Origin of the sequence: Mameliella sp. AT18, from assembly GCF_028807275.1 — a bacterium.
Classification (GTDB): Bacteria; Pseudomonadota; Alphaproteobacteria; order Rhodobacterales; family Rhodobacteraceae; genus Antarctobacter; species Antarctobacter albus.
The window spans coordinates 1-18585 of record NZ_JARAMO010000086.1 but is presented as its reverse complement, the minus strand read 5'-3'; the positions used below and the strand labels follow the sequence as shown (position 1 = coordinate 18585).

Here is an 18585-nt window from a genome sequence, read left to right as displayed (position 1 = left end):
CGCCTCCCGTGCTTTGTGCAGAAACGGGGGGGACCGGGGCCGCGAACAGGAAGGCACCACAAAGGACGGCACGCGCCATCCGGCGCCAAGTGTCACTTAAAGACAATTTTTCCTCCCTTGGTGGTGATCTCACGTTCCTTGGTTCCACAGGGGCTGTATTGCTGACCATCCTTGCACCGTTGCAACGTGCAGATATCCAGTGGCGCAAGCCCCTGTTCGTCCGTGCTTGCCAGGCTGATCACGTCGTCGACCGTCATGCAGAACGGCGCGGGCGACCAGAACAGGTCGCCGAACTTCAGGCCCATCCGAATGGTGACCAGGCTGCTGCCACGGTCCGCCACCATCTCTTCGAACACGGGTGTGTTCGCCAGGAAAGGCGTCAGCTCCAGCGGGCCATTGTTGCCGATGAACAGGGCGGCGGACAGCAGGCCGGCCCCGCCGCCTCCGGTTTGCACCGATGTACGGTACTTGACCGGGGCCTGGTCCCTGGTTGCCGACAGTTGCGCCTCGCAGCGCTCCGTGTCGAAACTGGCCCCCATCGCACAGCCCGCCTTGTCCGGCACGGCAACACGCAGCCCCAGGGACATGCGCGCAAGGGCAGACTGCACGTCGGCCTTGTCGCTGAACACTTCGAAGGTGAACATCTGAAAGGGTTTCTTCTCGACACCGCTGTCGGCCCCGAGCTTCAGCGTGATCAGCACGGTCAGGATCACCAGCGCCCCGAACAAGCCGAACAGAAGGTCCATCATGGACATCCAGGCAAATCCGGCGCGCCGCCTGGGCATCTCAGTACTCCCTCTCGAAACGGTAGACCTTGTCGCCGTTTGACTCGAACACCATCGATGCCCGACAAGACGAGAATTGACGGGTTTGGTAATGCCCGCTGGACACGAGTGTCGCCTCGCAGGGCGCCGCATGGACGGCAGGCACATGCAGCGTAAAGCCCATGCAAGGCGCTGCATCGCCCGCCGCCCAGACCGAGAAGGCGACCGGCAAATCATCCCCGTCCGTGCCGAAATGCTCTGGCGCGCTGCGCAATGTGCGCACCTGGAAATCCAAGGACACACATGCCTTTGTTGGTGCTTCGATGCTTGGCGCCTGTCCCAACCGGCTGGCCGCCCCATCGAGGTACACGACCACCAAGTTTTCCATGTCCTTGGGATCGGCGGTAGAGGTCGCCGTCGCCCGTGCGGTCGGTGTCGCCGGCTCCCGGTCGCCGCTCTCAAGGATCTTGCGGTGCGGAGTCAGCGTCACCTTGGCCTTGCGGTCCGTGAGGGCAGCCATGAAGATCATCAGGATGATCGCCCCGCCCAGGGCACAGGTTACCGTATCCAACGTGGAGAGGCCGAAGATTTCCGGCCTGCTCCGGGGGCGTTCGAGATGGCGGAAATCGGACATGGCGGCCTCGTGGATCACTCGCCGTTCTGGTCAAAGAACTGCTGTTCGGGCGCCGGACCCGGCGTGTTCACCAGGGCATAGGGCACGTCTCGCATGTCCCGATCGACCATGCGGTCGATCAGCAGGTTGGAGAGACTGCGGCGCGCCTTGTCGACGACCTCTCGCACCCCGGATTCCGACCGGACCAGCGCCCAGTAGAGGAGCGCGGAACACAAGAGAGCCATCGAGGTCGTGTCGAAGGCCACGCCCAACCCGTCAACGACAAGCTGGATCTTTTCCTCGAACTCGCTCGCCTCGCCGTCCGCTGATCCGGAGAACAGACCTTTGGCACGGACAAGGCTGGCGCTGATCCCGTAGATGGTGCCCAGGAAACCGACGGTCGGCATCAACCACATCAGGTAATGTCCGGTCTCCAACCTGTCGGACAGATCGTTGCCATATTCATAGACCGCAACCCGCATGCGCTTTTCCGCGTCGCCGACACGGCCCGTGTGCGCTCCGGCCTTGAGCACGTCGAGGATGAGATCCAACGGCCCGACCAACTTGCGATTCCGGGTTGCGCCCAGCAACTTGTCCCGCACCGAGGACACTGTTGCGTTGAACCGCGCGGTCTTGGAGTTCTCGACGGTGAACGGGTCCAGCCGCAACAGGTTGGTCGGGTAGATCGGCTCGCTGCTGTTGCGGTTGTCGCCTTGCACGATGAAGCTGATCGGATGTTGCGCAACGCGCGGGTCACGCTGTTCAAAGCCGTTCTCGTCCTCGCTCAGCCGAAAGTTCAGATCGACGTTGTATTCATCAACCTCCGGCCAGGACTCGCTTTCGATCCTGCGGAAAAGGCGATTGCGGCGCAGGATTCCCATCGCGATGATCAGCAGCAGCAGGGTGAATTTCTGCACCGGCCCGACATCCGGAGAGATTGCCGCCATGAAACTCATCGGGTGGTCCCGCCACTTGCACGGAACGTAAGTCGGTTTCTCGCCGCTCGAGGCCCCCGGGCCCGGTGTGTCCGGATCCCAGCCGAACGCCGCGATCAACATGGGTTGGCCGGGCTTCGCATCCGGTTTTGGGATCGGCAGTTCCCCGTCCGTGATCGCGCAGGCGGGCGGAATGGCACCAACGGTCCGGCCGGCATATTCCCGGAAAGACAATGCCGCATTGCGATTGCGCATCACGACGTATTGCGTTTTCGTTTCGCCCTGCTCACTGGCCGGCTGGACATCGACCTGCTTGGTCAACCACTCGATTTGAAGACCGGTTGCCGCTTCGGGTCGATAGGCGGTCAGAAAAAACAGCAGGAATAGCGCAAATACCCACGACACCGCGATTGCCGGAATCGCAAAGAACAATGAATTCGCGCGAAGATATTTCTGCAAGCGCTTGTCAAACGTGGAATTGGCGCGCCTGCGCGACTCTTCATAGGTTCTTTCAAACACATGCCTCTCCCTGCGCTATCCGCAGACTGTGAAAATCCTTCCGATCTATGGCCGCAACACGATTTGGCCGAACTGGAAACGCAAGTCGGGTCGTCAATCTATAAGGGATTGCGCAGCCGCCAGCCTGCCGGCCAGTCCCCCGGGTCCGGGTCCGGCGGTCAATTCAGACGCAACCCCAATGGTTCAAGAAGGGCGTCGATCCCCGGCGGAGGATCGGATTCATCGGGGCCGGGTTCGTCCACGCCAGTGGGTCCGACAAGAACGGACACCTCGACGACCTCGCATCTCTGCAATACCGGATTGTTGCCTGCCTCGCGGATCGCGGCCAGCAACCTGTCCATATCGGCATTGGACAGCCTGAGACATCCATGCGTTGCCCGCAGCTTGCCCGACGAGGACAGATCGCCCCCATGTATCAGCAACCCCGTACGCCCGTTGCCTTCTGCAACCTTCGCATCCCCGGACTCGGGTTTCAGCACCAGCGCACCATTGGGTCCGTAGCTGCGGTCGGTATAGGCAGTTCCGGACCCGGTCGACACCATGCGGGGCACGGAATAGCCACCTTCCGGCGTATCGCCAAAAGGCAACACCGGGCTGCGCGCAGGGTTTCCCTCTTGGGCCGCGCGACCATTGTCAGCTTTTCCGTAAACGGTCAGATCCTCGGTGAGCGTCTCACCATTCGCACGCTTCAACCTCAGGATACCCGCTTGCCAGCGATCCGCAGGCAAATTCACTTCGATCACCAGATCGGTGGAATTGGCCATCCCGCTGCGCGGGAGCAAAGCACCAATCACCCCACCGAATAAAACCCAACGCCTTGTTATCATGGAATCCCCCGAGTCCATCATATATCGATCAATAAGAAAATAACTTCGATTCGCATCAAACACTCTGACAACCATAGCACGACCATCAGTTCCAACAGAGTATTTTTACGAAACTCATGAGGCGGGACACTGCCAGCGCCTGAATATCCCCAAAAGTGACCAGACAAGCGGTTGCGCGCCGCGCATATTTCGGAACGACCGCAAGGTGGCGGCCTTTGAAATCCGCACCCCCCGCCTTGCCATCGCTACGCGCCGGCGCAGCGAATGGCGCCGCTTTGAGATATTCGCCTCAGGGGGCGAGTGCCCAGTGCACCCACCCTTTCGGCGCCACGTCATGCTCCCTTGCCGCGCACGCCGCCTCCTGAACAACCGGGCGGCCAAAGGCCCGGCTGTTGGCTATGACTTTGCATAAAAGGCGCAGAACGACCACGCGCCCGGTCACACGCCACAAGACATCGGCGACGCGGGCATTTCATTCGGGCGCCGTGTCGGTCCGAAGAAAACCAGCCCACGCTCACTGCGTGGGCTGGTTCATCGGCACAGGCCAGAAAACGGCCTCCACGGAAACACATTAAGGGTAGAGGCTGGTTCAGAGCGATCCGGTCGCGTTCAGGCAGTCGCCCGCCATGAGCGCCTGCGCCTCGTCGATCAGGGCCTGTCCATCCAGGCCCTTTTCCGCCAGATCAGCGACCCAACCATCATAGACCGGCTGAACGAGCTCGCGCCATTCGGCGGCATCCGCCTCGGAAATCGTGACGATGTTGTTGCCCATGTCCACGGCAACGGCACGGGCCGGCGCGTCCGCATCCGCCTGTGTGCCTCCGGCAAAAACCGAAAATTCCAGCCCGGAATTCTCGTCGATCACCTTTTGCAGGTCCTCAGGCATGGAGGCATAGACATCGGGGTTCATCGCCAGAACGAAGGTCAGTGTATAAAGCGCCGGGCCTTCGAACTCGGTGTGGTTTTTCACGAGCTCGGGCACTTTGAGGGCCGAGGTGACCTCCCAGGGAATCGTTGTCCCGTCGATCACGCCCTTGGACAGGGCTTCGGACACCGCCGGCACCGGCATCCCGACCGGCTCTGCCCCGGCCAGTTCGAGCAGCTGGTTGACCAGCCGCGAGCCGCCACGGATCTTCATTCCTTCCAGGTCCGCCGGGGTCTTGACCGGCGCGTTGGTGTGAAACGCACCCGGGCCATGAACCCAGGTTCCCAGCATCTTGACGTCCGAGAACTCGCCATCCTTCATGGCGGAGTCGTACATCTTCCAGTAGGCACAGGAGGCTGCACGGGCATCCGAAACCATGAAGGGCAGTTCAAAGACCTCGGTGCTTGGAAAACGCCCCGGCGTGTAGCCCACAACCGTCCAGATGATATCGGCCACCCCGTCGACCGCCTGGTCGTAGAGCTCCGGCGGAGCGCCCCCCAATTGCATCGAGGGATAATGCTCGATGGCGATACGACCATCCGAGGCCGCTTCGATTTTTTCGATCCAGGGCAGCAGGATTTGCGCCGGCACCGCCGCCTGCTGCGGCAGCATCTGGTGCAGGTTCAGTGTCACTTCCTGCGCCGCCGCCGGCCCGGCAAGGGCCATGAAGGCGCCAAGGCACAGCGCTCGTCCCGAGCATTGCTTAATGAAAGACATGGTTTCCTCCGCTGTTGTCTTCTTGGTGCTGTTATCCGGTTATCCCTGAACGTCCGGCAGATGCACGATCACTCCATCCAGTGCCTCGCTCAGGGCGATCTGGCAGGACAGGCGCGAAGTGTCGCGCACTTCGCCCTCGGCAAAGTCCAGCATGTCATCCTCGGCATCATCGCGGCGCCCGACACGGTCCGTCCAGGCGTCATCGACGTAGCAATGGCAGGTGGCGCAGGCCATCGCACCGCCGCATTCCGCGATGATCTCGTTTATGCCGTTGTCGCGTGCTGCCTGCATGATCGAGGTTCCGGGGGCCGCGCCCACGGTCCGGCGGTTGCCATCGGGATGCACAAAGGTGATTTCAACCATTCTCTTGCCTTTCTCAGTTCAGCGTGACCGGCAGGTTCAACGGGCCGCGAAACCCGAACCCGTGCCAGATCACCTTTTCGTCGGGCACCAGTTCCATGTTCGGAAAGCGCTCGAAGATCATCGGAAGCATGATCTCGCCCACCGTCTTGCGCGCGACCTGCGCGCCCGAGCAGTGATGCGGGCCGCTGCCAAAGGCCTGATGCGGTGCCTTCTTGCGGAACACGTCGAACAGGTGCCCATTCTCGAACAGGTCTTCGTCGTGGTTGGCCGAAGCCTGGATCGTCATCAGGGTCACGCCCTCGGGAATGTCGATGCCGTCGATCTGATGTGCCTCCGTGACGCGGCGCGACGAGGCCTGGATCGGTGCAACCCAGCGCACGCCCTCCTCGAAGGCGTCGCTCCAGGCCTCTGTCCGCTTCACCTCTTCCAGCTGCTCCGGGTTACTGAGCAACCCGTAGAGAATCGTGGCCAGCGCGTCGCGCGGCTCGTTTATGCCGCCGCCGATGGCGATCTTGATGTTGGAATGAATCTGCCCGATCGGCAACGGGTTGGCCGCGTTCAGCATGATCGAGAAAGCCGAGTTGTTGGGCTCTGCCCTGTGGCGCGCCTCGATCCGATCGAAATAGGCGTTCATCTCGGCGTTGGCGGCATCGCTCTTGGCAAAGGGGTCCTCGGCAAAGCCGAAATTGCCCGCCCCGTCGATCAGGGTCTGCGACCAGCGCATCATGTCGGCGTCGCTGGCCTCGTCGAGGCCGAGGATATGCGCGAGGATGCGCGCCGCAACCGGACCGCAAAGATCGGTGAACAGGTCTACCCTCTCACCGCGGGGAAGGCGATCGAGATAGTCCGACGCGATCTTTCGATACAATTCTGCCCAGTCGGACTTGATCACCTTGGGTGACAGGGCCTTTTGCATCGCCATGCGCTCGGCCCGGTGTTCGGGGCCGTCCTTGCGCATCAACGTATGGGCCTGAAAGGCACGCTGCATCGGTGTCACGGGATCGTCCGAGCTGTAAAGCTCGGCGTTGTCCTTCACCATCCTGGTGTGTTTGGCCTTGGTCAGCATGATCCGCCGCGCTGCGGGGACCTCGACGATCGGTGTCTCCAGGCGCATGCGCCGGTAGATCGAATAGGGATCGCGGGCGAGATCGGCCAGCGAGACCGCTTCGTTGATTGGTGCTTGTGCCATGCCCCTCCTCCCAAGATTGCACAGTCGATGCCGCTTAATGCCCCTGCGGCTTTCATCCATCAACAAGATGGAATAGATCATTACGATCAAAAAATTCGATCCGGTTACACCATGCAGACGCCACGAGACCCCCTGTCCGTCGATTTTCGCACCCTGCAAATGCTGTTGCGGGTATATGCCCTGCGGTCCTTCACCCGCGCCGCCGAGGAGCTTGGCGTCAACCAGTCGGCGGTCAGCTACACCATCGAGAAGCTGCGAGGCGTTTTCCACGATCCGCTGTTCGTGCGGCAAGGCCGCGCCATCCATCCGACGCCGCGTTGCGAGGAAATCGTGCAGGAGGCGGCGCGGCTGGTTGGCGAGTTCCGCCAGCTTGCGGCTCCGGTGGATTTCGACCCGGCGACATCGCAGCAGCGCTTTACCCTGGCATGCAATTATTACGAACGTGTCCTTTGGGTGCCACAGATCGTTCATACCATCCGCGCACAGGCGCCGGGCATCACCTTGGACATTATTGACGCGTCGGACATCGGCCACGAACGGCTGTTGAACCGCGAGGCGGACCTCCTGATCGGCCCTTTCGAAAGAGACGACCCGGATTTCTACCGCCGCCGTCTGTACCACGAGCGCTACGTCTGCTTGATGAACCGGGATCATCCCGCGGCGGGCACCAGCCTCGACATGAAAACCTACCTGTCGCTGCTGCACGTCGTGGTCACCTACGGTGGTCGCTGGACGTCTCGCTATCTGGTCGACCTGAAAGAGCTGGGGCATGCGTTGAAGATCGGCCTGCGCGTGCCCAGCCCGGCAGGACTGGAGCAGCTGGTTTCAGGTTCAGATCTGGTGGCAACAGTGCCGCAGCGTCTTTCAAAGGTTCTCGGCCACTCGGTGCAGGTCTCCGAGTTCCCGCTGGCCACCCGTATTTCCATCGATCTCGTCTGGACCGCGCCGCACCACCGTTCGGCACCGCATATCTGGCTCAGGGAGCTGATCCACAGGGTCGTCCAGGCATCGCTTTGAGGTCAGGGCACATGGCCGCCCGACCGGTCCGTTGGTCGATTCGGAATGGATGTTTCGCCCGCTCCGCGCCGGTGACCTCCTAGCGCGCGCCGGCGCCCAGCCGCCGCGAGATGTCCGCCGCCATGGCGACAAGCCGCTCGCGGCACTCCTCGGCCGTGGCGACAGAAGTGCCGGTCAGCCGGTGGATGAAGGGAATGGTGACCGCAGCCGTGACCTTCCCGGAAAAATCGAAGATCGGGGCCGAGATGTTCTGAACCCCTGCGATGGTCAACGAGGGTGACTCGCAATAGCCCATCTTTCGCACGTCCGGCAGATCCTTAACGAAAGCACTGTATTTATCTGCGGGTTCGCGGCCGACTTCGGCGATCAGTGCCTCCAGCGCCGGTTTGTCCATCCAGGCAGCCAGCACCCTCCCAGAGGCGGTGTCGTAGATCGGGATATGCGCCCCCAGCCGGACCGAGGTAATGTTGATGTCCTGGCAATCCACCTGCGCAATCACCAGCACCCGCCCCGTATGGATGATGCCAAGATGGATCGACTGGTTCAGCTGGTCCGCCAGCCGCTGCATCGCATCCCCGGCGATCGAAGTGAGGCGCCGGATCGGCGGGTGCCTGTGGGCCACCTCGAACATCTTCGTGGTGAGCTGGTAACGGTCGTAATCAGCGTTCAGTTCGACATAACCGCGTTGGCGCAGGACCATCAGCATCCGGAAAATCTCCGGGGTGGTCCGGCCCAGCTGCTTGGCGATCTCCACCTGGGTCAGCCCCTCTGCCTCGGAGGCGAGCAGTTCGAGTATGTCCAGCCCCTTGGAAAGCGCCGGGGCACGGTATTTCTCCTCTTCGGGCCGCTCTTCTGTCGTGCTGGTCATCCTGCCCCCGGGCGTTTCCATGCCGATGTGCTCCGGCGTTTATACCTAGTGCGGCGCTGCGCTGACAACATGGCAGACCGCGCCTCTATTAAATATAAAATCCTCTTTCACTTGTGAAGTCTCCGCGCTATTCTGGCGCAAACAGGAGGAAAACCTTGACCGAAGCCTGCACCCTGAAAGGCATGACCTGGTCCGACCCGCGCGGATACGATCCGCTTGTCGCCGCCAGCGCCGCCTTCCAAGAGCGTTACCCGCATGTGACCATCACCTGGGACAAGCGATCCCTCCAGGGGTTCGAAAGCACCCCGGTCGAGGAACTGGCGCAGGCCTATGACCTGATGATCATCGACCATCCGCATGTTGGCGAGGTGGTGGCCGACGGCTGCCTGCTGCCGATCGACAGACACGGCGCCCCCGAGGTGCTGGCGCGGCTGGAGGCGGAAACCGTCGGCAAGAGCTATCACAGCTATTTCTACGGCGGGCACCAATGGGCGCTGCCGGTCGATGCCGCCTGCCAGGTGCAGGCGATCCGCCCCGACCTGCGCCCCACCCCGGCCACACGCCTGACAGAAGTCATGGCCGAGGCCCGCGACGGCCGCGTGCTCTGGCCCCTGCGCCCGCCGCATGTGCTGATGTCCTTCTTTACCCTCATGGCCAATATCGGCAGCGCATTCCCGGTGACATGCGGCCTGCCCATCGACCGCGCCGCGGCAAAGCGCACACTGGAGGCGATGCAGGCCCTGGCGGACCTCGTGGACCCGGCCTGTCACGGCATGGACCCGATCGCCGCACTGGATGCGCTGAGCGAGGGGGATCGCTTTGCGCTGATCCCCTACACATACCTCTACGCACCCTATGCAAAGGACGACTACCGCCCGAATATCGTCACCTACCACGACATCCCGGCAGAGGGAGAGAGCGGCCCGCTCGGCTCGGCGCTTGGCGGCACCGGCCTTGCCGTCTCGGCCCGCACGACACACCCGGAGATCTGCACGGAATTCGCGCTCTGGGTCGCTTCGGCAGAGGTGCAGCGCGGGCTTTACACCGCGAACAACGGCCAGCCCGGCAATGCTTTTGCCTGGGCGGACCCGCGGGTCAACGCCCGCTTCGGCAAGGCCTATCACCAGACCCGGATGAGTCACGAAGCTGCCTGGCTGCGGCCCCGGCACAAGGGCTACATGGGGTTCCAGGAAGCGGCCTCGCACATCATCCTGGATGCCCTGACCGGAAAGTGCGCCCACGAGGTCGCCCTTGACGCGCTGCAATCCCGTTTCACCGAGAGTTTCGACGGATGACCGACATGTTGCCCCTCGACGGTCTCAAGGTCCTCGACTTCTCGCAATTCCTGGCCGGGCCCTACTGTGCCCTGAAACTCGCCGACCTCGGCGCCGACGTGGTCAAGGTGGAACGCGCCGGCATGGGCGACCTGTCGCGCTATCTCTACCTGACCGATACGAAGATCGGTGGCGAAAGCACGATCTTCCACGCCATCAACCGCAACAAGCGCTCGCTCGCGGTGGATCTGAAATCGGCGGCCGACCGCGACAAGCTCTGGACGCTGGTGCGCGAGGCAGACGTGGTGCTGCAGAACTTCCGCCCCGGGGTGATGAAACGGCTGGGCTTTGGCTACGAGGCGGTGAAGGCCGTCAATCCGACAGTGGTTTACGGCACTGTAACCGGCTACGGCTCCGACGGGCCTTGGGTCGATCTTCCGGGGCAGGACCTGTTGGCACAGGCGCGGTCCGGCGTCATGTGGCTGTCCGGGGCGCGTGATGACGGGCCGGTTGCGATGGGCCTGCCGATTGCCGATGTGCTGGCTGGGGCCTCGCTGACGCAGGGGGTGCTGGCTCTTCTATATCGCCGTGCCGTGAAAGGCATCGGCGGACAGGTGGAAACCTCGCTGATCGAGGTGCTGGCCGATCTCCAGTTCGAGCTTCTGACCACCTGGCTGAACGACGGCCACCGCACGCCGACACGCTCGGCCAACAACCCGGCTCATGCCTATCTTGCCGCGCCCTACGGCGTCTACGAGACGGCGGACGGGCATGTGGCCATTGCCATGGGCAAGCTGGACCTGTTGGCGCAGATCACCGGGCTCGACCCGGAGATCGCCGGGCGTGACGCCTTTGCCTGCCGGGACGAGATCAAGGCCGGATTGGCTGCGCGCCTGAAGACGGCGGAGACGGATCACTGGATGGCGAAATTCGTCGAGGCCGACATCTGGGCCGCACCGGTGATGGACTGGGATGGCGTCGTTGAAAGCGGTGTCCTGCAAACGCTGGAGATGGTGCAGCCAATCTCGCGAGGGGAAGAGGTCAACATGCAGACAACCCGCCTGCCGATCCGCATCGACGGAGTTCGCCCCGCCTCCACCACCGCCGCCCCTGAACTGGGCGACGCCAACGCCCTGCTCGACTCCGGCTGGTAGGTTCGCGGGACAAAAAAACGGGCCCGAGGGCCCGTTTCAATCCTACTCCTCCCTGAAAGCCCGGTCACGCGGCAGCTTCGGCCTTCTCGTTGACAAGGTAGTCCATCAGGCGTTCCGGGCTGGACTCGCCGTAGGGGTCTTCGCCGTGGTTGTCGGAAATGCCCGGCTCTTCGAACCAGGCTTCGACCACGCCGTCGTTGATGATCGCCGCATAGCGCCAGGACCGCATCCCGAAGCCGAGGTTGTCCTTCCGGACCAGCATCCCGACGCGGCGGGAAAACTCACCGGACCCATCGGGGATGACCTTGACCGACTCGAGGTTCTGCGACTTGGCCCACTGATTCATCACGAAGCTGTCGTTGACCGACATGCAGTAGATCTCGTCAATGCCGAGGTCACGGAAGGCCTGGGCGTTCTTCTCGAATCCCGGCAGCTGGTAGGTCGAGCAAGTGGGCGTAAAGGCCCCCGGCAGCGAAAAGAGGATGACCCGCTTGCCCTTGAAATAATCGGCAGTGGTCATGTCCTGCCAACGAAATGGATTCGGGCCTTCGATGGCATCGTCACGCACGCGCGTGTGGAAGGTGACGTCGGGCAGGGAAGCACCGGCTTTCATGGTACAAGTCCTTTCGATTGGGAGGATTTTCGGATCATGCCCATAGAAGGGACAGGCCCGGAGTGCAATCCGGCACGCGAGGTAAATGGCCCGGCTGAACGCAGACCCGCTATGCATGCACAGGCTTTGATCCGGCGCCCGTTTCGACGCCATTCCCTGGCCCATAAACCCACATGAAAAAGGGCGCCACGGCGGGCGCCCTTGTCCGGTCCGTTGCAACGGCGTTCAGTCGTCGGCCACGCAGACCTGACGCTGTTCGCCCAGCTTCTCGATCCCCAGACGGACCTTGTCGCCAGCCTTGAGATATTTCGGCGGGGTGAAGCCCAGGCCCACGCCCGGAGGTGTCCCCGTCGAGATGATGTCGCCCGGTTCCAGCGTGAAGAACTGCGACAGGTAGGAAATTAGGAAGGGCACCCGGTAGACCATTGTCGCGGTCGACCCATCCTGCATCCGCTCGCCGTTCACGTCGAGCCACATGTGCAGCTTGTCGAAGTCGCCAACCTCGTCCGGCGTCACCAGCCAGGGACCGGTGGGGCCGAAGTTGTCCGAGGACTTGCCCTTGGACCACTGGCCCGACCGCTCGATCTGGTAGGCGCGTTCCGAAACGTCGTTGATCACGCAGAATCCGGCGACGTGGTCCATGGCGTTGGCCTCGTCGACGTATTTGGCCTTTTTGCCGATGACAAAGCCCAACTCCACTTCCCAGTCGGTCTTTTCCGAACCGCGCGGGATGATGATCGGATCATTCGGGCCGCAGATGGCCGAGGTGTACTTGGCAAAGATCACCGGTTCGGGCGGCACTTCCAGCCCGCTTTCGGCGGCATGGTCGGCATAGTTCAGGCCGATGCAGATGAACTTGCCGGTGCGCCCGACGCAGGCCCCGAGACGCGGCGTGCCCTCGACCTTCGGCAAACTTGCCGGGTCGATCGCCTTCAGCGCGTCCAGCCGGGTCAGCGCGTCGCCCGCGATGTCGTCCACATGGGCCGACAGGTCACGCAGCGTGCCGTCCTCTTCGACCAGCGCGGGTTTTTCCGCGCCGCGCTCTCCGTATCGTGCAAATTTCATGGGGGAACTCCCTAGTTTCCGGTTCAGGCGGTCCAGCCGCCGTCGATGACGTGGACCTGCCCCGTGGTGAACCCGCTCTCATCCGCCGCCAGGTAGGCGACCAGTGCGGCGATCTCCTCGGGCTTGCCAATGCGGCCCATGGGCTGACGCCCGATAAAGGTCTTGAGCGCGGCATCGTAGTCGCCGGTCGCCCGCAGTCGGTCATGCAGCGAGGGGCTATCCACGGTACCGGGCGCGATGGCGTTGCAGCGGATGCCTTGGGTGACGTAGTCATTCGCGATGGCCAGCGTCATGCCCGCCACGGCCGCCTTGGAGGCCGAATAGACGAAACGGTTGACCGGGCCGGTCACGGGCCCCGCCACCGAGCTCATGTTGATGATCGAACCGCTTTTCTGCTCCAGCATCGCGGGCAGGAAGGCGCGGATCATGCGGTACTGTGCCTTGGCGTTGAGATCGAAAGCGAAATCCCACTCGTCCTCGGTCGACTCGAGGATGGTGCCGTTGTGCACAATCCCCGCGCAGTTGAAGAGCACGTCCGCCGTGCCGACCTCTGCCGCGAAGGCTGTGATGGCCCCGGCGTCCAGCACGTCCAGCCGCCTGGCCTCGATCCCGTCGATCGCGTTCAGCTCGGCAAGTGCCGCCTCGTTGATATCGGTGGCGATCACCCGGCCACCCTCGGCCGCCAGCCGCTCTGCCGTCGCGCGGCCGATCCCCTGACCAGCGGCGGTGACGACGCAGGTCTTTCCTTTCAGTCTTTTCACGTTTGTCTCCTTCTCACGCAGCGGGCAGGCAGGCCGGCCCGATGGGCGCAAATGATTTGTAGGTCAGGATGAATTCCCTGTGGCCCATGGCCTCTGACTTGGTCTGTGCACCTGCGGCGGTCGCGACTACGAGGTCGCGGATCTCCTGTCCGACGGCCTCGATGCTGCGCACCCCTTCGATGATGTCGCCCGCGTTCACGTCCATGTCGTCGGACAGGGCGCGATAGGTCTCCGGGTTGGCACAGATCTTGATGACCGGCGAAATCGCCGATCCGACGACAGAGCCGCGCCCGGTGACGAAGAGCGACAGATGCGCGCCGCTGGCGATCATCTCGACGATCTCGGCATTGTCCGAGATGTTGGGAAAGCCGAAACGCACGTCGCCGTCCGGCACCACGTCCATCAGGTAGAGGCCCCCGCGCGGGGGAATGTCGCCCGGTTTGATCAGCCCGGAAATCGGCGAGTCGCCGGATTTGACATAGGCGCCAAGGCTCTTTTCCTCGATGGTCGAGAGCCCCCCGGCCGCGTTCCCCGCCGCGAAAGAGCCATAGCCCAGCGTCGCGTAATAGCGTTCCGCCTTCTGCACACTCTCGCGCAGGGCCTGGCCCAGTTCCGGCGTCACCGCGCGGTCTGCCATGATCTCCTCGCAGCCGATCAGTTCGCCGGTTTCTTCGAAGATGCAGGCGGCCCCCTCCTGCACCAGCATGTCGAATGCCTTACCCGCCGCCGGGTTGCCCGAAATGCCCGAGGTGCCGTCGGAACCGCCGCAGACCGTGCCGACGATCAGCTCGTCGATGCCCATCGGCACCCGCTGGATATCCGCGATCTCGCCCAAGGCGCCGCGCACCCAGTCGCGACCGGCCTCCACGGTTGAGGCCGTGCCGCCCGCCTTCTGGATCACCAGCGTCTTGACCGGACGACCGGACTCGGACACCGCCGTCGAGGCACGCACCTTGTCGAAACTCTCGCAGCCCAGCGAGACGAACAGCACCGCGCCCACGTTCGGATGGGTGCAGAGCCGATCCATCATGTTGGCGGCGTAGTCGTTCGGGAAACAGCCCGGAAAGCCGATCAGCTGCACGTCGTCGTCCGGGAACCCGGCGACGATTTTCGATGCCACGAAATGCGCACATTCCACAAGGTAGGCCACGACAACCGTGTTGCGGATGCCTTTGCGGCCATCGGCCCTGGGATAGCCTGTCAGGTCAGTCATTGTGCCACCCCCGCGCTGACGCCATCCGCATCCTGCAAGGCATGGGTCGGCGTATAATCGGAGCGGATATTGTGGACATGCACATGCTCTCCCGCCGCGATTGCCTGCGTCGCCACGCCGATCGGCATGCCGTATTTCAGGATCTTGTCGCCTTCCTCGATGTCGTGCCGCGCGATCTTGTGCGCCAGCGGGATCAGGCGCGAGAGCGTCACGGGACCGACTTCAAGCGCAACCTCCAGCCCCTCGGGCGCGACCTGACGCGCGACAAGTACGTTGTCCGTCTCGTGCAACAACAGAAACGGACCGCTCACGATTTCATCTCCACCATGTAGATGTGATCGGCCACCAAGGCCGTTTCACCGCTGTGTTTCAGAACGGTCAACCGTTCCGAAACGCGGCCATAGCCCGGACGTTTCTCCATCACTTCCTTGCCGATGATCTCGACCTTGCTGCGGATCGTATCGCCGATGAAGACCGGCGTGATGAAACGCATCCGGTCATAGCCATAGGAAAAGGCCACCGGGTTGATGATCGTCGCGGTCAGGCCGACCCCGATGGTAAAGACCATGGTGCCATGCGCGATCCGCTTGCCGAAGGGCAGCGTCTTGCAGAATTCCTCGTCCAGGTGATGCGGAAAGAAGTCGCCGGAATGGCCCGCATGGACAACGAAATCGGTCTCGGTGATGGTCCGGCCCACGGTCTCGCGGCCCTCGCCGATCTCGTAGTCCTCGTAGTATTTGACCTGCTCAAGCATCAGGTGCCTCCTTGATCGGGTGCATGGGCCGGGCAGAGCTTTCATAGGCTGCCTCGACCAGTGCCATAGTGTGCCAGGCGTCTTCGGCGGAGCCTTCGAGCCTGTCGTCCAGCCCCGCGACAAAGCGCTGAACCTGGGCGAACCGCCCGTGGAAGGCGGCGATGAACCAGTTGCCTTGCAGGTCCACCTGTTCCCAATCGCCGCCGGTATTCAGCCACAGCTCGTCCGGCTCGCCGTTGGGATAATCCAGGTTCACGCCGAGCTTCATGTAAGCCGCGCCCTTGGTGCCGCAGATGCGGAACTCGCAGGCCTGGAACTTGCGCCCGAAACTGTGGTTGTGGTTGATCGACAGGGCACAGCGCGCCTTGTCGCCATAGTCCAGCATCATCGCCGTGCGGGTGTTGGACACGGTCGAGGACGGGTGCCCCATGGTGCGGGCATGGACGCCCTGCGGGTTGCCCATCAGGTCACGCACGAAGTCCAGGTAGTGGATCGAGTGCAACAGGATTTCGACCCGCGGCAGATCGGCCAGGAACTCCCAGAGATGCCAGGGCGTGTCGAGCGCCAGCCAGGCATCAAAATCGACGATCTCGCCCAATAGACCGCGCGCCACCGCATCCTTGAGCGCCAGGCTCATCGGGGCAAAGCGCAGCTGGAAGTTCACCGCCGCCTTGATGCCCTTGCGGCGCAGGATGCGGATGATCGCATCGGCCTCGGCCAGATCGGACCCCAGCGGTTTCTGGATGATCGCCACGGCCCCATCGGGCAGGGCTTCGAGGATGCCGGGGATCGCCACGGGCGGCACGGCGAGGTCATAGACCGCGTCCCCCTGCCCCACGGCCTCCTCCATCGAGGCAAGCGCCTTGGTGCCCCATGCCTCGGCGACCTCGACCGCCTTTGCGCTGTCGGGATCGAATATCCCCGCCACCGGCACGCCAAGATCGCGATAGGCCGGCAGATGCGCATCGGTCACGATGGACCCTGCGCCAAAAATCACCACAGGTTTCGGGCTCTCCGGCATCTCGACGCTCTGCCGCAGTTGAGCCAGGTCAGTCATGGTGAAACACCTCTTCCATCTCGGCCCACCACTCACCTTCGCCCCGCGTATCCAGCGGGCGTTGCAGTGGCTTGTTGATCGCCCACCAGTCCTGCGTGACCGGATCGGCGGCCATCTTTGCCATGTCCGCCGCGAAATCCTCGCCCACGTATTCGAAGTAGGAGAACATCAGGTTCTCCGGCTCCTTGAGAAAGATCGAGTAGTTGCGGATGTTGCAGGCGGTGATCATCTCCAGCACCTGCGGCCAGACCTCGGCGTGCAGTTTCTTGTATTCCGCGATGGCCTCGGCCCCGATGCCGATCAGTTGCCCGTGTCTCTGCATGCTATTCCTCCCGGATCTCGATGCCGCTGCCCTCCGCGGTCTGCGCGGAGAGCCGGTCCATGTCCCAGTCGATCCCCAGCCCCGCGCCGGTTGGTGCCAGCGCCAGGCCACCGTCCCGCGCCATCGGCGCGGCCACATCGTCAAGCTGGGGGATGTATTCCAGCCAGGGCGCGTTCGGCACCGCGCAGACAAGGCTGACGTGCAGTTCCATCAGGAAATGCGGGCAGATGGCGATGTTATGCGCCTCGGCCATATGCGCGATCTTGAGCCACGGGGTGATGCCGCCCACACGGGCCACATCCGCCTGAACGATGCCGCAGGCCCCCTGCGCTATGTAATCGGCGAACTGGCCGGGGCTGTAGAGGCTCTCCCCCACCGCCACCGGCACCCGCGTTCCGGCCTGTAGCCGGGCGTGTCCCGCGATGTCGTCCGAGGGCAAGGGTTCCTCGAACCAGCCGATGTTCAGCGCCTCCAGCATCGGCGCGCGCCGCAGCGCCTCGGCCGCGGTCATCGACTGGTTGGCGTCGGTCATGATCTCGTAGTCATCGCCAAGGGCCTCGCGCACGGCGCCAAGCCGCGCCGCATCCCCGGCCACGGTCGGCTTGCCGATCTTGACCTTGGAGCCGCGAAACCCCTGTGCCTGTGCCGACTGCGCATCCTCGACCAGCGCCTCCGGCGCGATATGCAGCCAGCCGCCTTCGGTCGTATACATCGGGACCGAGGTTTTCGCGCCGCCCGCCAGCAGGTGTAGCGGCAGGCCCGTCCGGCGACCCCGAAGATCCCAAAGCGCCGTGTCGATGGCTGCAAGGGCCAGCGACATGATCGGCCCCACCGCCGTCGCATGGGTCCAGAACAGCAGGTCGCGCCAGATCGCCTCGATCGCGTCCGCCTCCTGCCCCATCAGCCGGGGCAGCAGGGTATGTTCCAGCAGAGCCAGAACCGAGGGGCCGCCATCGCCGATGGTGTAGGAATAGCCCATGCCGCGGGCGCCGTCGGCGTCCGTCACTTCGACAAAAATCGTCTCCTGGCTCTTGAACGACTGGATGGCATCGGTGCGCAGGACCTTGGGCACAAGGTCCACCATGAAGGCGCGGGCGTGGGTGATCCGTGCCATGACTCAGCTCCTCAGCGCCGCGCCGCTCTCGGCGTCGAAGAGGTGGCACTTGTCCAGCATGACCTGGAAGGTCATCCGCTCGCCAGCCTCGACGGGGCGCGGATTCAGCATCTTGGCCTGCACCTCTGCCCCGGCCAGTTCGGCAAAGAGCAGGGTTTCCGTGCCCAGCGGTTCGGTCAGGTTCACGCGCATGTCGATCTGCGCCATATGCTCGGTCGGCGGCAGGGAATGGCCCACGGGCATGACGTTGTCCGCCCGCATCCCCAGTTGCACCGCCTGCCCTTCGCGTGCCTGGTAGCCTGGCGGAACCGGCACGGTGGTCCCGTCCTCCAGCACGACGGCGCCATCACGCACGACCCCGTTCAGCAGGTTCATCGGCGGCGAGCCGATGAAGGTCGCGACAAAGGTGTTCACCGGATTCTCGAACACGTCCAGCGGCGTGCCGATCTGCTCGATATGACCGTCACGCATGATCACGATCCGATCCGCCAGCGTCATCGCCTCGACCTGGTCGTGGGTGA

Annotated in this window: 21 protein-coding genes; 3 read left to right on the top strand and 18 right to left on the bottom strand. The window is 63.3% G+C overall.

Annotated elements, in window-relative coordinates; all coding sequences use genetic code 11:
• Positions 1-92: 92 nt before the first annotated feature.
• The 7 genes from PVW46_RS12090 to PVW46_RS12060 form a co-directional block, all read right to left on the bottom strand.
• Positions 93-785 carry a hypothetical protein gene (locus tag PVW46_RS12090; protein ID WP_069209407.1) on the bottom strand — a complete coding sequence of 231 codons (693 nt, stop codon included), beginning with the start codon at positions 783-785 and terminating at the stop codon, positions 93-95.
• A 1-nt stretch (position 786) separates the two neighbouring features.
• Positions 787-1398: a hypothetical protein gene (locus tag PVW46_RS12085; protein ID WP_133066174.1), complete on the bottom strand. Its 612-nt coding sequence runs from the start codon at positions 1396-1398 to the stop codon at positions 787-789.
• A 14-nt stretch (positions 1399-1412) separates the two neighbouring features.
• Positions 1413-2333 (bottom strand): MotA/TolQ/ExbB proton channel family protein, encoded by a 921-nt coding sequence (locus tag PVW46_RS12080; protein WP_157923316.1) that lies wholly within the window; start codon positions 2331-2333, stop codon positions 1413-1415.
• 656 nt (positions 2334-2989) lie between these two features.
• Positions 2990-3733, bottom strand: coding sequence for a L,D-transpeptidase (locus PVW46_RS12075; RefSeq protein WP_083242278.1), 744 nt, complete (start codon positions 3731-3733; stop codon positions 2990-2992).
• 514 nt (positions 3734-4247) lie between these two features.
• Positions 4248-5300, bottom strand: a complete 1053-nt coding sequence (locus PVW46_RS12070) for a TRAP transporter substrate-binding protein (protein ID WP_069209410.1) — start codon at positions 5298-5300, stop codon at positions 4248-4250.
• A gap of 39 nt (positions 5301-5339) precedes the next feature.
• On the bottom strand, positions 5340-5663 hold the full coding sequence (locus PVW46_RS12065) for a 2Fe-2S iron-sulfur cluster-binding protein (protein ID WP_043141456.1): 324 nt from the start codon (positions 5661-5663) through the stop codon (positions 5340-5342).
• 13 nt (positions 5664-5676) lie between these two features.
• Positions 5677-6852 (bottom strand): cytochrome P450, encoded by a 1176-nt coding sequence (locus PVW46_RS12060; RefSeq protein WP_043141454.1) that lies wholly within the window; start codon positions 6850-6852, stop codon positions 5677-5679.
• A gap of 27 nt (positions 6853-6879) precedes the next feature.
• Here PVW46_RS12060 and PVW46_RS12055 point away from each other — a divergent pair, with 27 nt between their 5' ends.
• A complete protein-coding gene (locus tag PVW46_RS12055) occupies positions 6880-7869 on the top strand; it encodes a LysR family transcriptional regulator (protein WP_274576043.1) in 990 nt (329 codons plus the stop codon).
• A gap of 79 nt (positions 7870-7948) precedes the next feature.
• Here PVW46_RS12055 and PVW46_RS12050 read toward each other — a convergent pair whose 3' ends face one another.
• A complete protein-coding gene (locus tag PVW46_RS12050) occupies positions 7949-8737 on the bottom strand; it encodes an IclR family transcriptional regulator (RefSeq protein WP_043141937.1) in 789 nt (262 codons plus the stop codon).
• Between the two features lie 155 nt (positions 8738-8892).
• Here PVW46_RS12050 and PVW46_RS12045 point away from each other — a divergent pair, with 155 nt between their 5' ends.
• Together PVW46_RS12045 and PVW46_RS12040 are read left to right on the top strand one after the other, a co-directional pair.
• On the top strand, positions 8893-10032 hold the full coding sequence (locus tag PVW46_RS12045) for an extracellular solute-binding protein (RefSeq protein WP_274576042.1): 1140 nt from the start codon (positions 8893-8895) through the stop codon (positions 10030-10032).
• Positions 10033-10037: 5 nt separating this feature from the next.
• Positions 10038-11165: a CaiB/BaiF CoA transferase family protein gene (locus PVW46_RS12040; protein ID WP_274576041.1), complete on the top strand. Its 1128-nt coding sequence runs from the start codon at positions 10038-10040 to the stop codon at positions 11163-11165.
• Positions 11166-11229: 64 nt separating this feature from the next.
• On the opposite strand, the gene PVW46_RS12035 is transcribed toward PVW46_RS12040, so the two are convergent.
• The 10 genes from PVW46_RS12035 to PVW46_RS11990 form a co-directional block, all read right to left on the bottom strand.
• Entirely contained in the window at positions 11230-11778 is a 549-nt protein-coding gene (locus PVW46_RS12035) for a peroxiredoxin (protein ID WP_069209413.1), read from the bottom strand.
• Between the two features lie 225 nt (positions 11779-12003).
• On the bottom strand, positions 12004-12843 hold the full coding sequence (locus PVW46_RS12030) for a fumarylacetoacetate hydrolase family protein (RefSeq protein ID WP_069209414.1): 840 nt from the start codon (positions 12841-12843) through the stop codon (positions 12004-12006).
• A 23-nt stretch (positions 12844-12866) separates the two neighbouring features.
• Positions 12867-13604: an SDR family oxidoreductase gene (locus tag PVW46_RS12025; RefSeq protein ID WP_069209415.1), complete on the bottom strand. Its 738-nt coding sequence runs from the start codon at positions 13602-13604 to the stop codon at positions 12867-12869.
• Positions 13605-13617: 13 nt separating this feature from the next.
• Positions 13618-14817, bottom strand: coding sequence for a UxaA family hydrolase (locus PVW46_RS12020; protein WP_043141435.1), 1200 nt, complete (start codon positions 14815-14817; stop codon positions 13618-13620).
• Entirely contained in the window at positions 14814-15128 is a 315-nt protein-coding gene (locus tag PVW46_RS12015) for a UxaA family hydrolase (RefSeq protein WP_274576040.1), read from the bottom strand. Before PVW46_RS12015 ends, PVW46_RS12020 begins: the two co-directional genes overlap by 4 nt.
• Positions 15125-15571 carry a MaoC family dehydratase gene (locus PVW46_RS12010; RefSeq protein ID WP_043141428.1) on the bottom strand — a complete coding sequence of 149 codons (447 nt, stop codon included), beginning with the start codon at positions 15569-15571 and terminating at the stop codon, positions 15125-15127. The genes PVW46_RS12015 and PVW46_RS12010 overlap by 4 nt, the downstream gene beginning before the upstream one ends.
• Positions 15564-16628, bottom strand: a complete 1065-nt coding sequence (locus PVW46_RS12005) for a Gfo/Idh/MocA family protein (RefSeq protein WP_069209417.1) — start codon at positions 16626-16628, stop codon at positions 15564-15566. Before PVW46_RS12005 ends, PVW46_RS12010 begins: the two co-directional genes overlap by 8 nt.
• Positions 16621-16950, bottom strand: coding sequence for an L-rhamnose mutarotase (locus PVW46_RS12000; protein ID WP_069209418.1), 330 nt, complete (start codon positions 16948-16950; stop codon positions 16621-16623). The genes PVW46_RS12005 and PVW46_RS12000 overlap by 8 nt, the downstream gene beginning before the upstream one ends.
• A 1-nt stretch (position 16951) precedes the next feature.
• Positions 16952-18064: a mandelate racemase/muconate lactonizing enzyme family protein gene (locus PVW46_RS11995; protein WP_069209419.1), complete on the bottom strand. Its 1113-nt coding sequence runs from the start codon at positions 18062-18064 to the stop codon at positions 16952-16954.
• A gap of 3 nt (positions 18065-18067) precedes the next feature.
• Positions 18068-18585: TOBE domain-containing protein (locus PVW46_RS11990; protein ID WP_338020523.1), on the bottom strand; the 518-nt coding region annotated here is incomplete at its 5' end.

Bases quoted from the DNA above. Each gene is read 5' to 3' on its own strand.
- PVW46_RS12090 (WP_069209407.1), bottom strand. From the start codon at position 785: ATGCCCAGGCGGCGCGCCGGATTTGCCTGGATGTCCATGATGGACCTT.
- PVW46_RS12085 (WP_133066174.1), bottom strand. From the start codon at position 1,398: ATGTCCGATTTCCGCCATCTCGAACGCCCCCGGAGCAGGCCGGAAATC.
- PVW46_RS12080 (WP_157923316.1), bottom strand. From the start codon at position 2,333: ATGAGTTTCATGGCGGCAATCTCTCCGGATGTCGGGCCGGTGCAGAAA.
- PVW46_RS12075 (WP_083242278.1), bottom strand. From the start codon at position 3,733: ATGGTTGTCAGAGTGTTTGATGCGAATCGAAGTTATTTTCTTATTGAT.
- PVW46_RS12070 (WP_069209410.1), bottom strand. From the start codon at position 5,300: ATGTCTTTCATTAAGCAATGCTCGGGACGAGCGCTGTGCCTTGGCGCC.
- PVW46_RS12065 (WP_043141456.1), bottom strand. From the start codon at position 5,663: ATGGTTGAAATCACCTTTGTGCATCCCGATGGCAACCGCCGGACCGTG.
- PVW46_RS12060 (WP_043141454.1), bottom strand. From the start codon at position 6,852: ATGGCACAAGCACCAATCAACGAAGCGGTCTCGCTGGCCGATCTCGCC.
- PVW46_RS12055 (WP_274576043.1), top strand. From the start codon at position 6,880: ATGCCGCTTAATGCCCCTGCGGCTTTCATCCATCAACAAGATGGAATA.
- PVW46_RS12050 (WP_043141937.1), bottom strand. From the start codon at position 8,737: ATGACCAGCACGACAGAAGAGCGGCCCGAAGAGGAGAAATACCGTGCC.
- PVW46_RS12040 (WP_274576041.1), top strand. From the start codon at position 10,038: ATGTTGCCCCTCGACGGTCTCAAGGTCCTCGACTTCTCGCAATTCCTG.
- PVW46_RS12035 (WP_069209413.1), bottom strand. From the start codon at position 11,778: ATGAAAGCCGGTGCTTCCCTGCCCGACGTCACCTTCCACACGCGCGTG.
- PVW46_RS12030 (WP_069209414.1), bottom strand. From the start codon at position 12,843: ATGAAATTTGCACGATACGGAGAGCGCGGCGCGGAAAAACCCGCGCTG.
- PVW46_RS12020 (WP_043141435.1), bottom strand. From the start codon at position 14,817: ATGACTGACCTGACAGGCTATCCCAGGGCCGATGGCCGCAAAGGCATC.
- PVW46_RS12010 (WP_043141428.1), bottom strand. From the start codon at position 15,571: ATGCTTGAGCAGGTCAAATACTACGAGGACTACGAGATCGGCGAGGGC.
- PVW46_RS12005 (WP_069209417.1), bottom strand. From the start codon at position 16,628: ATGACTGACCTGGCTCAACTGCGGCAGAGCGTCGAGATGCCGGAGAGC.
- PVW46_RS12000 (WP_069209418.1), bottom strand. From the start codon at position 16,950: ATGCAGAGACACGGGCAACTGATCGGCATCGGGGCCGAGGCCATCGCG.
- PVW46_RS11995 (WP_069209419.1), bottom strand. From the start codon at position 18,064: ATGGCACGGATCACCCACGCCCGCGCCTTCATGGTGGACCTTGTGCCC.